This window comes from Buchnera aphidicola (Macrosiphum gaurae) (assembly GCF_005080965.1).
In the GTDB taxonomy this organism is placed as follows: Bacteria; Pseudomonadota; Gammaproteobacteria; order Enterobacterales; family Enterobacteriaceae; genus Buchnera; species Buchnera aphidicola_S.
Genome location: NZ_CP034867.1, coordinates 281,477 through 294,947, shown reverse-complemented (window position 1 = coordinate 294,947; position 13,471 = coordinate 281,477). Strand labels below are relative to the sequence as shown.

The 13,471-nt window shown below is 24.6% G+C and carries 14 protein-coding genes; 6 read left to right on the top strand and 8 right to left on the bottom strand.

Annotated elements, in window-relative coordinates; all coding sequences use genetic code 11:
• Positions 1-14: 14 nt before the first annotated feature.
• From rnb to mnmA, 6 genes are all read right to left on the bottom strand, one after another.
• Positions 15-1,964, bottom strand: a complete 1,950-nt coding sequence (gene rnb / locus D9V72_RS01350) for an exoribonuclease II (protein ID WP_158354815.1) — start codon at positions 1,962-1,964, stop codon at positions 15-17.
• 177 nt (positions 1,965-2,141) lie between these two features.
• Positions 2,142-2,924 (bottom strand): enoyl-ACP reductase, encoded by a 783-nt coding sequence (locus tag D9V72_RS01345; protein ID WP_158354813.1) that lies wholly within the window; start codon positions 2,922-2,924, stop codon positions 2,142-2,144.
• 92 nt (positions 2,925-3,016) lie between these two features.
• Positions 3,017-3,607, bottom strand: a complete 591-nt coding sequence (locus D9V72_RS01340; protein ID WP_158354811.1) for a transglycosylase SLT domain-containing protein — start codon at positions 3,605-3,607, stop codon at positions 3,017-3,019.
• 99 nt (positions 3,608-3,706) lie between these two features.
• On the bottom strand, positions 3,707-5,080 hold the full coding sequence (purB, locus tag D9V72_RS01335) for an adenylosuccinate lyase (RefSeq protein ID WP_158354809.1): 1,374 nt from the start codon (positions 5,078-5,080) through the stop codon (positions 3,707-3,709).
• A gap of 37 nt (positions 5,081-5,117) precedes the next feature.
• On the bottom strand, positions 5,118-5,756 hold the full coding sequence (hflD, locus tag D9V72_RS01330; RefSeq protein ID WP_261979230.1) for a high frequency lysogenization protein HflD: 639 nt from the start codon (positions 5,754-5,756) through the stop codon (positions 5,118-5,120).
• A 39-nt stretch (positions 5,757-5,795) separates the two neighbouring features.
• On the bottom strand, positions 5,796-6,902 hold the full coding sequence (gene mnmA, locus D9V72_RS01325; protein WP_158354807.1) for a tRNA 2-thiouridine(34) synthase MnmA: 1,107 nt from the start codon (positions 6,900-6,902) through the stop codon (positions 5,796-5,798).
• 236 nt (positions 6,903-7,138) lie between these two features.
• On the opposite strand from mnmA, the gene lepA reads away from it, so the two are divergent.
• The 5 genes from lepA to acpS all read left to right on the top strand — a co-directional run bounded on the left by lepA (position 7,139) and on the right by acpS (position 12,061).
• On the top strand, positions 7,139-8,932 hold the full coding sequence (gene lepA, locus D9V72_RS01320; RefSeq protein WP_187308305.1) for a translation elongation factor 4: 1,794 nt from the start codon (positions 7,139-7,141) through the stop codon (positions 8,930-8,932).
• A 15-nt stretch (positions 8,933-8,947) separates the two neighbouring features.
• Positions 8,948-9,892, top strand: coding sequence for a signal peptidase I (gene lepB / locus D9V72_RS01315; RefSeq protein ID WP_158354804.1), 945 nt, complete (start codon positions 8,948-8,950; stop codon positions 9,890-9,892).
• Positions 9,893-10,028: 136 nt separating this feature from the next.
• Entirely contained in the window at positions 10,029-10,709 is a 681-nt protein-coding gene (rnc, locus tag D9V72_RS01310; RefSeq protein WP_158354802.1) for a ribonuclease III, read from the top strand.
• The gene (gene era, locus D9V72_RS01305; RefSeq protein ID WP_158354800.1) at positions 10,706-11,575 is read left to right on the top strand and encodes a GTPase Era; all 870 of its coding nucleotides are present in this window, start codon (positions 10,706-10,708) and stop codon (positions 11,573-11,575) included. Before rnc ends, era begins: the two co-directional genes overlap by 4 nt.
• Before the next feature lie 105 nt (positions 11,576-11,680).
• Positions 11,681-12,061, top strand: a complete 381-nt coding sequence (acpS, locus tag D9V72_RS01300) for a holo-ACP synthase (protein ID WP_158354798.1) — start codon at positions 11,681-11,683, stop codon at positions 12,059-12,061.
• A gap of 25 nt (positions 12,062-12,086) precedes the next feature.
• Here the strand turns inward: acpS and tadA are convergent, their stop codons facing one another.
• Positions 12,087-12,548 carry a tRNA adenosine(34) deaminase TadA gene (gene tadA, locus D9V72_RS01295; RefSeq protein WP_158354796.1) on the bottom strand — a complete coding sequence of 154 codons (462 nt, stop codon included), beginning with the start codon at positions 12,546-12,548 and terminating at the stop codon, positions 12,087-12,089.
• A gap of 8 nt (positions 12,549-12,556) precedes the next feature.
• Entirely contained in the window at positions 12,557-13,045 is a 489-nt protein-coding gene (smpB, locus tag D9V72_RS01290) for an SsrA-binding protein SmpB (RefSeq protein WP_158354794.1), read from the bottom strand.
• Between the two features lie 92 nt (positions 13,046-13,137).
• Here smpB and D9V72_RS01285 point away from each other — a divergent pair, with 92 nt between their 5' ends.
• The gene (locus D9V72_RS01285) at positions 13,138-13,437 is read left to right on the top strand and encodes an RnfH family protein (RefSeq protein WP_158354792.1); all 300 of its coding nucleotides are present in this window, start codon (positions 13,138-13,140) and stop codon (positions 13,435-13,437) included.
• Positions 13,438-13,471: the final 34 nt, after the last annotated feature.

Genomic DNA, 13,471 nt, shown 5'->3' with positions numbered 1-13,471 from the left:
AAAATATAAAAAATTTATTTTAATTTTGAAAGTTCAGGTTTAGCAATAATACTACGTGTTTCTAGACGAATGTCTGATAAGGTTACTTGAATTAAATCAGATATTTTATAATGTATAACATTATTAATAAATACCTTACCTGTTTCTTGATTAAAATTTAATTCTTCTCTAATAGGATGTATAAAAAGTCCAGGAATAAAAACATTGGCACCATTTTCTATTAATCGAGCTCTTATTCCATTTCTCGAAATATCAATTATTTCAGCATCAAATTTTTTATTTTTGTATTTTTTTTGCTGTAATAATATAGCATAGAGCCAATCTGAAATATCTCTTTCAGACATTCGGTTACGTCGTCTTTGTTCACTTATTTTTAATTTAATTTCTTCAGTAGGTTTAATCGACGGTTCTTTTTTTATGATAGATTTTAACAAACGATGGTTGATCATATCACTATATTTTCGAATAGGAGAAGTCCAGGTTGCATATTCTGAAAAACCAAGTGCGAAATGAGGGCCAGGTATGGTACTAAAATCTCCAAAAGATTGAAAACGACGAATACGACTATCAATATAATTATTTGATAATATATTTAAAACACGTCTCAGATTACAAAAACCTTTTAAAGTAGTTATTTCTTTGGCACTAAATTTTAAATTATAACTTCTTAAAAAAGAGACTGCATTTTCAGCATTAACAGAGTCAAAACCAGCATGTACATTATATATACCAAAACCAAGATTTTTAGATAAAAAATTAGCAGCAGATATATTTGCAAGTATCATAGATTCTTCTATAATTTTATGAGCAATACGTCTTTTTTCAACTAAAACATCTATAATATTTCCGCTTTCAGATAAATGAAAACGATATTCTATGCTATCTTTAAATAATACTGCATTAATTTTACGCCATTTCATACGTAATAAACATAAACGATATAAAACTAATATTTGTTTTTCAATAGCTTTTGTCGGCGGTTTCCATGAACCAGATTTTTCAATCCAATCTGAAACATGATCATAGGATAATTTTGATTTTGATTTTATCCATGCTAAAAAAAAATCAATCTTATCAGATGTATTCCCATTTTTTAAAATAGTAATATTACATGCTAAAACAGGACGACGTTTATTAGGATTTAATGAACATATATCTTCTGATAACTTTCGGGGTAACATGGGAATATTAAAACCAGGTAAATAATTTGTAAAAGCTCTTTTAGATGCCAGAATATCTAGTTTACTACCATATTGTATATAAGCTGTTGGATCGGCAATAGCTACAGTTAAAGAAATATCGCCATTAGTTTTTTCATTAACAAAAATAGCATCATCGATATCTTTCGTATTTATATTATCTATAGTTATAAAATCTAAATCTGTTAAATCTTTCCTATCATAATTTTCTTTTAATATAAGATCTGTTTCTTCTGCTACAGGTTCTTTAATATCTAGATTATGACGTGCTAAAGTTACCCACCACGGTATTAATGGATCATCTTTTTTCGTGATTTTTTCAGTTAATTCAGCATAAAAAATATAATCTCCTTTAAGTTTATGTTTTGTTAATCGAGCTACTGCCCAATCTCCATTCTGAAAAATATTAAAACAATTTTTATTAGGTTGACATATTATAAGATCTTTTAAAAATGGATAATCTGGCATTATAAATAATCTATTATCTTTTTTTTCTATCTTTCCAACAAATCTATTTAAAAAAGGCTCAAGTAATTTTTCAGGTTCAACTATTTCTCTATCGTTTTCTGTTTTTAGTAATGCAACTATCTTATCTCCATGCATAACCTTTTTCATATTCTTTGGAGGTATAAAATAACTTTTTTGTGCATCAATTTCTAAAAATCCAAATCCTCTTTCAGTGCTTTTTACTATGCCTTCAACACGTGGCGTTTTAGCATGTAGGTTTTTTTTTAACTGTGTAAGTAATGGATTATTTTGGAACATATTAATACAACCTAATTATAATAGTAAAAAATTAATAATTTTATAAATTTAAAAGTTAATTTAAATATATATAATTCATTTATAAAATATTGTAGATTATTGTTTCTTTTAAGTATTTGTCTTAAATAAAAATATAATTTTTATTTAAGAAAAATACTTAAACTTTAAATAATAATATTATAATAGACTATTTATGCTGCTTATGTTAAATCCGTTATCAACATAAATAACTGAACCTGTAATGCCTAAAGACAAATCTGATAATAAAAAAGATGCCGTATTACCTATATTTTCACTAGTAATAGAATTTTTTAAAAATGAAGATAAATTAGAATAATTTTGTATTTTATTAAAATTTTTAATTTTATAAGAAGAAATAGTTCTAATAGGACCAGATGAAATAGCATTAACTCGAATATTGTCTTTTCCTAATGAATAAGACATATAACGAACATTTGCTTCTAATGATGCTTTCGCTAAACCCATAAGATTATAATTTGGTACTACACGTTGTGCACCTAAATATGACAAAGTCAATAAAGAAGAAGAACTATTCAACATTTTTCTACATTCTTTAACCAATGCTAAAAAACTATAGGAACTAATTTCATGAGAAATATTGAATCCCTTTCTAGTAACATTTTTCACAAAATCTCCATTCAAATATTCCTTGGGACAATAAGAAATAGCATGAACTAATCCATCAAATTTTTTCCATACTTGTTTTAAATCTATAAATAGTTTTTTAATATTTTCATCATTAGAAACATCGCAAGATAATACCACAGAAGGTTTCATTGAATCTGCTAAAATTTTTATTTTTTGGCTTATTTTTTCATTTTGACATACAAATCCTAGTTCTGCTTTTTGTCTATATAAAGATTTAGCTATACCGAAAGAAATTGATCTTACACTTGAAATTCCAATTATTAAAATTTTTTTACCTTTTAAAAATCCCATTTTTACATCTCAAAATATATTATAAATACAAGTCTTGTAATTTTTTATATTTTATTAATTTTATATTAGTTCGTAAATCGTAATTACTTTCATTAAATAACGAAAGGCTTGAATTGCTGGATGTTTTTTTTTATGTGTGCACAAAAAGATTTTTTTGTCATAGTGTTAATCATATTTATTGCTTCTTTCCTGTTTTTAGAAAATGTTTTCAGAAGCGCACTGTTTCCATTCACATATGAAACGATAGTAGCATATCTCATTACGTCTTTATCTTTTATGCTAATTAATTTTTTTTGTAAAAAACTAATATAAGCAGTTCCTATATCAATATTTATTCGTGGGTTATATAATGCTTTAATCGAAGGTTGACCTTTTTTTCCATTTAACCGATATACTTCTGCACCGGCTGAAGAAGGTTTTATTTGCATCAATCCGATAGCATTAGATTTACTTTTAGCATAAGGATTTCCAGAAGATTCTGCATAAATAATAGACTTAATTAATTTTTCATCTACTTTATATTGATGTGCAGCAATTTTAATAATATCATTCCAATTTTTTAAAGTATTTTCTATGCTTTTTTTATTTAAAAAATAATTTATTGTTGAATTTTGTTTGATATGTACAAACTGATTACATCCAGTTAATAATAGCATAGTAATAATTATAATACCTAATGTCATATAGGAAATCTCTTTAATTTTTTGAATATCTTGAATGATTGTAAAATATATGTGATTTTTATTATCATAAAACAATAATATATACTATAAAGTCATTACTTATTCCATTTCATTGATTATTTGAATAGCTCCACCAATATAGTTAAAAGGAGTAAAATCTTTTAGACGTTTTTTTTCTTTTTCTGGAATATTTAAACTAGAAATAAAAACATGTATAATGTCTTTATTAATTTTTTTCCCACGAGTTAGTTTTTTTAATTTTTCATATGCATTTTTAATTTTATAACGACGCATAACAGTTTGAATAGGTTCAGATAAAACAGACCAATTTTTATCTAAATTTTTCAATAATTGAGATTCATTAATCTCCAATTTATCAATTCCTGATAATACAGAATAATATGAAATGATTGAATAAGAAATAGCCACACCTAAATTTCGTAATACTGTAGAATCACTTAAATCCCTCTGCCATCTAGAAATAGGCAACTTTGTTATCATGTGATACATTAGAGAATTAGACACTCCTAAGTTACCTTCAGAATTTTCAAAATCAATTGGATTAATTTTATGGGGCATTATTGAAGAACCTATTTCACTATCTATTAATTTTTGTTTAAAATAATTGAGAGAAATGTAACCCCACATATCACGGTTAAAATCAATTAAGATAGTATTAAAAAGTGACATGCAACTAAAAAATTCTGCAAGGTAATCATGTGGTTCAATTTGTGTCGTATACGGATTCCAATTAATACCAAATGATGTTATAAATTCCTCGCTTATTTTATGCCAATTGATTTTAGGATATGCTGCTAAATGTGCATTATAATTTCCGGTACTGCCATTAATTTTTCCTAATATTTCTATTTTTTTTAGTTTTACATACTGACGTTTCATTCGATAATAAAAATTAGCAATCTCTTTACCCATAGTAGACGGAGTAGCTGGTTGTCCATGGGTCATCGATAACAAAGGATTTTTTTGGTATTGAAAAACCATTTTTTTCAAAACACTTATAATTTTATCCCATAATGGTAAAATCACTTGATCACGAGCATCTTTCATCATTAAAGCATATGCTATATTGTTAATATCTTCTGAGGTACATCCAAAATGTACAAATTCTGAAATAGATGAAAGATTTTTAGATTTATTAGAAATTTTATTTTTTAAAAAGTATTCAATAGCCTTAACATCATGATTAGTTTCTTTTTCTATTTTTTTAATGAATATTGCGTCTTTTTCATTAAATTCTTTTAAAATATTATCAAGAAATAATATTTCTTTATTTTTAATATTATGAATTTCTAATTCTTGAGACATGCTAATTATTTTTTTTAGCCATTGAATTTCAATGTTAATACGATATTTTAAAAACCCAAATTCACTAAAAATATTTCTTAATAATATTGTTAAATTGCTGTATCGACCATCAATAGGAGATATAGCAGTTAATGAAGTTAATTCCATATCTTATATCCTGATTTTAAGCACTTTAAAAGAAGAATTAAGTAATATTTCTTAAATTATATAATATTTTTTTTATTTTTTTAATAATAAAATATCTAAAATATATTAGTTGTAATTGATTACCACCATATTGTCTCCATAAAACTATAGATCGTATGCCTGAAAATAATAAACATCGAATTTTTTCTTGTATTTGAAGATCTTTTAAAAAATTTTTTACTCCCCTTACTAAAATGCGAGAACCTAAAGAACTAATAATTTTGAGATATAATTTTGCTAGTTTACTAGTTAAATTTTTTGTATTACAATCTGAATAATATTCATTTGATATAACTGCTATTTTGTTCGTTAAAGAATAAATTGCCATGCGATTATTTTTTAATTTTCTTTCAATAGTCATCATATTTAAAATATATTTAATCAATTCAATATAAGAATAGGAAAAACTAGAAAAAGTTAAAGTTGATAATAGCATTTTTAATCCTATTAATAAGTTTTTTTCATGATTTCCATATATTGCAATTACAGAAGTAGGATTAATTTCTAAGATACTTTTTAAGCATATGCTAAATGCGTTACTATCACATTTTCCTGAATGAGCTAGTTGCTGTACTAAATGAGCTGATTGAAATATGCCTGCAAGCGATAACGTAATTAAGTCCATTTTTTTTATCACAATTATCTCCTTAATCTTTAAAATAATTAAAATTACGATTTACATTAATGGTAATCTAGATAAAATAATTCCACCACCTATACATATCTCTGACAAATAAAAAACTATTGATTGACCAGGTGTAACTGCAACAACGGGTGAATCAAATAATATTTGTATATATCTATTGTTTATATGTTCTATTTTACATATAATATCTTTTTGACGATATCTTATTTTTGCCATACAAGAAAAGGGAAAAGATAGTTGATCATTATTAATCCAATTAATATTTTTAGCAATTAAGCCTACAGACATAAGATGTGCATTATAAGAACCCTGAGCAACAATTAATATGTTTTTTTTAATATTTTTTTCCACAACATACCATGGTATGTTATATTTTCCTTTAATTCCACCAATACCTAAACCTTTTCGTTGACCTAAAGTATAATAAAAAATTCCCTGATGTTTTCCAATAACTTCTCCAGAAACTGTAACTATATCACCTTTTTTTTTAGGAAGATAAGAGCTTAAAAAATCTTTTATTTTTTTAGGACCAATAAAACAAATACCAGTAGAATCTTTTTTTTCAGCAATTTTTAAATCTATTTTTCTAGCAATTTCTCGAACTTTAGTTTTTTTTAAATGTCCAATAGGAAATAAAATTCTTTTAAGTTGAGTACTATTTAAAGTATATAAAAAATAACTTTGATCTTTATTAAGATCAATGCCTTTTAACAGTAAATATTTTCCATTTGTTTTTTGTATACGAGCATAATGTCCTGTTGCAATATAATCTGCTGCTAATTCTTGAATTGAATAATTCAAAAACATATTAAACTTGATTTCTTTATTGCATAATATATCAGGATTTGGTGTTTTTCCTTTTTTATGTTCAATTAAAAAATCTTTAAAAACATATTCCCAATATTCTGAAGAAAAATTTATTTTATGAAGATATATGTTTAATTTTTTACATACCTGTTCGGCATCAAACAAATCTTGAGTAGAATTACAATATCCTGATTTATCGTCTTCTTCCCAATTCTTCATAAACAAACCTTCTACTTGATATTGTCTTTTTTTTAAAATCCATGCCGAAACTGATGAATCAACACCTCCAGACATAGCAATAATTACTTTTTTATTTTTTTTTATTTTCATGTTAAATCATATTAGTTTTAATATTTTATTTATATATTTTGTAACATATTTAATATTACATTATATATTATAAAAAAGAATAATAAATAAATTATGTTCTTATATTCATAAAACATGTTATGTCTAACTGGTTTTTATTTTAAATAAATTAATTTTATTGAAAAATTTACAAAAACAATAAAAAATATTTTTACTGCATGTTAAAATATATAAAAAATAAACATGGTATTAAAAATGTGAAAAATATAAGAAATTTTTCTATCATAGCTCATATCGATCATGGAAAATCAACCTTGTCTGATCGATTAATACAAATATGTGGTGGGTTATCTGAACGAGAAATGTTTAATCAAGTATTAGATTCAATGGATTTAGAAAGAGAACGTGGAATTACTATTAAAGCTCAAAGTGTGATGATTGATTACAAAAACAAATCAGGTGAAATTTTTAATTTGAATTTTATTGATACTCCAGGTCATGTAGATTTTTCTTATGAGGTATCTCGATCATTAGCTGCATGTGAAGGTGCGTTATTAGTTGTAGATTCTACACAAGGAGTTGAGGCACAAACTTTAGCTAATTGTTACACTGCATTAGACATGAATTTAGAAATTGTTCCAGTATTAAATAAAATAGACCTCCCGAATTCAAACGTAGATAAAGTAGCTAAAGAAATTGAAGATATTATAGGAATATCTGCATTAGATGCAATTAGATGCTCATCTAAAACAGGGGAAGGTATTGAAGATCTTATAGAACGTATCATTTCTGATATTCCTTCTCCTAATGGTTCAATAAATTCTCCACTTCAAGCTTTAATTATAGATTCATGGTTTGATAATTATCTAGGGGTAGTATCCTTAATCAGAATTAAAAATGGAATTGTATGTGAAAAAGATAAAATTCAAGTAATGAGTACAGGAAAAAATTATATTGTTGATCAATTAGGAGTTTTTACTCCAAAAAAAATGAATAAAAAAAAATTAAAATGTGGTGAAGTCGGTTGGATTATTTGTGGTATAAAAAATATTATTGCAGCCCCTGTTGGAGACACATTAACACACGCGAACAATCCAGCAAAAAATACGGTAACAGGATTCAAAAAAATTAAACCTCAAATATATGCTGGTCTATTTCCTCTTACATCAGATCAATACGAAACGTTTAGAGATGCATTAGGTAAACTGAGTTTAAATGATGCTTCTTTGTTTTATGAACCAGAAAATTCTACAGCTCTTGGGTTTGGATTTAGATGTGGATTTTTAGGTTTATTACATATGGAAATTATTCAAGCTCGTTTAGAAAGAGAATATTCTCTTGATTTAATCTCAACAGCACCTACAGTAATTTATGAAATAGAATTAATTAATGGAAAAATAATTTATTTAGATACTCCTTCTAATTTTCCTAATATGAGTAATATAAAAACAATTAAGGAACCGATAGTAGAATGCAATATTCTATTGCCTCCTCAATTTCTGGGTCCAGTAATTAAGTTATGTGTAAAAAAAAGAGGTGTACAAATTAACATGGTTTATCATACACATCAAGTATTATTAAAATATAATATACCCATGAATGAGGTAGTATTAAATTTTTTTGATGAATTAAAGTCGGTTTCCAGTGGATATGCTTCATTGGAATATGATTTTAAATGTTTTCAATCTTCTAAAATGGTACGTATCGATATATTAATCAATTCAGAAAAAGTAGATGCGTTAACAATACTCGCTTATTATAAAAACGCGCAATATCGTTCTCGTGAAATAGTTGATAAAATGAGAATGTTAATACCACGACATCAATTTGATATTTCTATTCAAGCAACGATTAATAATTCCATTGTTGCACGTTCTACCATTAAACAATTAAGAAAAAATGTATTAGCAAAATGCTACGGTGGTGATATTAGCAGAAAAAAGAAATTATTACAGAAACAAAAAGATGGAAAAAAAAGAATGAAAAAGATAGGTAACGTTAATATGCCTAAAACAGTATTTCTTTCAATTTTAAATACCAAAAAAAATTAATAAAAGGAAATAAAAATGGCTAATATATTAACTATTTTTTTATTAATTAGTACGTTAGTGACTGGAATATTTTGGATTTTTTATCGTTTTAAAAATCTTAAGAATTATTTAATTAATAAAAAAATACTTAAAAATAATCACCTATATCAGAAAAATGTAATAAAATTAAAAGATAGAATATATTTTTTTGATTCTCTAGCATCATTTTTCCCAATCTTTTTAATAATATTTATTGTACGTTCATTTATTTATGAGCCTTTTCAAATCCCATCGGGTTCTATGATGCCTACTCTTTTAGTTGGTGATTTTATTTTGGTGGAAAAATTTTCATATGGTATTAAAGAACCAATTACACATAAAATATTAATAAAAACAAGTAAACCTAAACGTGGTGATATCGTGGTTTTTCAACATCCAAAAGATCATAATATAAATTATATTAAACGTATAATAGGATTGCCTGGAGATAAAATTAAATATAATTTTAATAGTAAACACATGCACATATGCGCTAATTATTCAAATAAAAAAAAATGTCAAGAAAAATTGTTAATTAATTATTCTAGACCTAAATCAAGTGATTTTATTCAGAAAATATATTTTTCAAATAAGGAAAATACAACAAAAGAAAAAAAAATATATAATTCATTATACTTTAATATCATCGAAGAAAATCTTAACAATTTTAAACACAATATATTATTGTTAGATGAGATGAAAAACTCAAAAAAAGATTATTTTCAACAAAAAAATATGCCTAAATTAACTTGGATTGTACCTAAAGATCAATATTTTATGATGGGAGATAATCGTGATAATAGTTTAGATAGTCGTTATTGGGGTTTTGTACCTGAAAAAAACTTAGTGGGAAAAGCTATTAAAATATGGATGAGTTTTGAAAAAAACGAAAATGAGTGGCCTACTGGTATACGTATAAATAGAATTGGAAATATATATTAGAAAGAATTAGTATAGTCAAAATATAATTAGTAATATATATTTATATTTGACTAGTGTGTAAATTCGATTTTATCAAATTTTCTGTTTTCTTTTTATATATACAATCAATTAAAATATTATTGAAAATCGGTATAAAATGAATCATATCGTGACAAAAAAAATACAAAAAGTACTAGGATATACTTTTACTCATAAAGATCTTCTAAAACAAGCATTAACACATCGTAGCGCAAGCAGTAAACATAATGAGAGACTGGAGTTTTTAGGTGATTCTATTTTAAGTTTTGTAATTGCTAATGCTTTATATCAGCATTTTCCATATATTGATGAAGGTGATATGAGTCGCATGAGAGCAACTTTAGTCAGAGGGAATACCCTAGCAGAAATTGCATATGAATTTGATTTAGGAGAATATTTGAAATTAGGCCAAGGAGAACTAAAAAGTGGAGGTTTTCGTCGTGAATCTATTTTAGCTAATACTGTAGAAGCTTTAATTGGTAGTATTTATTTAGATAGTAATATCAAAACAGTAGAAGAATTAATATTAAAATGGTATGAAAAACGATTAGAAAAAATTAGTCCAGGAGATACACAAAAAGATCCTAAAACACGATTACAAGAGTACTTACAATCAAGACATTTATCTTTACCTACATATTTTATAGTTGAAGTATATGGTGAAGCTCATAATCAAGTATTTACTATTCATTGTAAAATTAGTATGATTTCAGAATATTTAATTGGAACTGGTTCTAGTAGAAGAAAAGCCGAACAAGACGCAGCACAAAAAGCATTAATTCAATTAGGTGTAGAGTGAAAATACAACAAAAAAATTGTGGATACATTACTATTATCGGAAAAGCGAACGTTGGTAAATCAACATTACTCAATAAAATAGTTGGTAAAAAAATTTCTATTGTATCCAGAAAAAAAAATACCACACAAAATAATATTACTGGCATTAAAACTCAAAATAATCATCAATCTATTTATATAGACACACCTGGTATAATTTTTGATAAAAAAAGTAATCATATTCAACATTTAAAAAATAATTTTCATGAAAAAATAAATATTTCAACACTAATAATGTTGATTATCGATCAAATTTATTGGACTAATTATGATGAGATAATTTTAAATGAAATAAAAAAATATAAAATACCAATTATTATTGTCATTAATAAAATCGATAAAATTATTAATAAAATTGTTTTATTGCCTTTTATTAATTTTCTTAAAAAAAAATTTGATTTTGTAGATATTATCCCTATTTCTGCAAAAAAAACAAAAAATATAATTTTATTAAATAATATAATAAAATCTTATTTACCTCAGAAACCTCATATCTATCCTGAGTTTCATATTACAACAAACTCTCAATTTTTTACAATCTCTGAAATTATTCGAGAACAATTAATATTATTTTCAGGAGATGAATTACCTTCTATAATAAAAGTAGAAATTGAATCTTGTAAAAAAAAGGAGAAAAAGAATCTTTATATAAGAGCTATAATTTGGGTTGAGAATATAAGGCAAAAAGGTATTTTAATTGGTCATAATGGAGAAAGAATAAAGAAGGTCAGCATTATTTCAAGAAATAACATAGAAAAAGAATTTTGTATTAAAACACACCTAGTGTTATGGATCAAATATAAAAAGTTAAAAAATAAAATTACATAGCTAATTTTTTAAAATTAGTTAAAAGTTAAAATATTTAACTAATTTTAAAAAATAATTATCTTTACAAATTAAATAAATTATATTTATAAAAGGTTTACTTTCATAATGGCAATTGTAGGTATAGGAATAGATTTTATAGAAATATTGCGTATTAAAAACATTATTTTAAATCATGGGGATAATTTTGCTAAAAGAATTTTATCTGCAAAAGAGTGGAAAAAATATATTTTTAATCAAAATAATATTAGTTTTCTTGCAAAAAAATTTGCTGCTAAAGAAGCAGCTGCTAAAGCATTAGGAACAGGTATAAATTATGGTATAACATTTAATCAATTAGAATTTTTTCATAATAAATCAGGACAACCAAAATTATGTTTTTTAAAAAACGCTTTACAAAGATCTAAAGAAATAAAATGTAAATCCATACATGTAAGCATATCTGATCAAAAATTATACGCATATGCTTTAGTTGTTTTAGAAACTTAATTGTAAAGTTTTATAAAAATAAAATTTATTTTTTTCTCTTTTTTTGAAAAAAATCTATTAAAATATTAGAACATTCCTGTTGCATAACATTTTTTTTAACATCTAATTTATAATCTTTTTGTGCATTTAGAAAAATATTTTTCAAATAATATTTATTATCTAATTTTTCATAATTTGCACCAAATACTAAACGTTTAATACGACTATGTATGATTGCTCCAGAACACATAACACAAGGTTGCAAAGTGACATATAATGTAGTATTTGGAAATCGATAATTTTTTATTTTGTTTCCTGCATTACGTAAAGCTATAATTTCTGCGTGTGCAGTTGGATCATTTTTAGTAATAGAACTATTCCATCCTGTTCCGATTATACGCTCTTTAAATACTAGTATTGCACCTACAGGAACCTCACCTCTCTCTTTAGCGTAATATGCATATTTTAAGGCAATTTTCATCCAATTTTCATCTATTTTATAGTTCATAAAATATTTTAATATGTTTTTTTTGTTTTTTTGAGTATTTTAAATTTTTCTTTTACCCATTCTTGTTTCTTTGATTTTATTCTTTTATCGTGCATGCTTTTACCCTTTGCTAATCCGAATTCTAACTTACACCAAGATTTTTTCCAAAATAAAGACAATGAAATTATTGTATATCCTATATTTTTTCTCTTAAGAGATAAAAAATCAATTTCATTTCTATTTAATAATAATTTTCTTCTTCTTGTTGGATTGCAAATAATATGATTTGAAGACATATGTAAAGGCTGAATTAAAGAATTACAAAGATATATTTCGTTGTAATAACTTATTATATAACTTTCTGAAATATTTACTCTACCTGATCTAATAGATTTAACTTCCCAACCTTCTAAGACTAGACCAGATTGAAACACTTTTTCTATAAAGTAATTATGATATGCTTTTTTATTTATTACAATTTTAGATGATTGTTTATGAGATTTTTTCTTAGGTAACATAATTAAATTCATTCCAAAAGTAAAATAAGTTAAAATAAAAATAATCTTTGTATAATTTTAATGAAATCAACAATAAAAATTTTCAAAAAAATATGAACATCATTCAAGTAACAGTTGTTTATGCTTTACCAGAAATTCAATATATTAGAGAAGTTAAGATTAAATTAGGATCTACTGTAAAAGACGCTATCTTGGCATCAAATTTATTAAATTTAATAAATAACATATCGTTCTATCATAATAGAATAGGAATATATAATAAAATAGTACATTTAAAATCAAAAATAAAAGACGGCGATAGAATTGAAATTTATAGAAATTTGACGATTGATCCTAGAGAATGGAGAAGGAAAAATATTTTTAGATCGAATAAAAATTTAAAAATATATTAAAATATTAAAAAAATTATTTTTAGATTTAATAATA

Bases quoted from the DNA above. Each gene is read 5' to 3' on its own strand.
- mnmA (WP_158354807.1), bottom strand. From the start codon at position 6,902: ATGAAAATAAAAAAAAATAAAAAAGTAATTATTGCTATGTCTGGAGGT.
- D9V72_RS01285 (WP_158354792.1), top strand. From the start codon at position 13,138: ATGAACATCATTCAAGTAACAGTTGTTTATGCTTTACCAGAAATTCAA.
- acpS (WP_158354798.1), top strand. From the start codon at position 11,681: ATGGCAATTGTAGGTATAGGAATAGATTTTATAGAAATATTGCGTATT.
- D9V72_RS01340 (WP_158354811.1), bottom strand. From the start codon at position 3,607: ATGACATTAGGTATTATAATTATTACTATGCTATTATTAACTGGATGT.
- smpB (WP_158354794.1), bottom strand. From the start codon at position 13,045: ATGTTACCTAAGAAAAAATCTCATAAACAATCATCTAAAATTGTAATA.
- rnb (WP_158354815.1), bottom strand. From the start codon at position 1,964: ATGTTCCAAAATAATCCATTACTTACACAGTTAAAAAAAAACCTACAT.
- lepB (WP_158354804.1), top strand. From the start codon at position 8,948: ATGGCTAATATATTAACTATTTTTTTATTAATTAGTACGTTAGTGACT.
- D9V72_RS01345 (WP_158354813.1), bottom strand. From the start codon at position 2,924: ATGGGATTTTTAAAAGGTAAAAAAATTTTAATAATTGGAATTTCAAGT.
- tadA (WP_158354796.1), bottom strand. From the start codon at position 12,548: ATGAACTATAAAATAGATGAAAATTGGATGAAAATTGCCTTAAAATAT.
- rnc (WP_158354802.1), top strand. From the start codon at position 10,029: ATGAATCATATCGTGACAAAAAAAATACAAAAAGTACTAGGATATACT.
- purB (WP_158354809.1), bottom strand. From the start codon at position 5,080: ATGGAATTAACTTCATTAACTGCTATATCTCCTATTGATGGTCGATAC.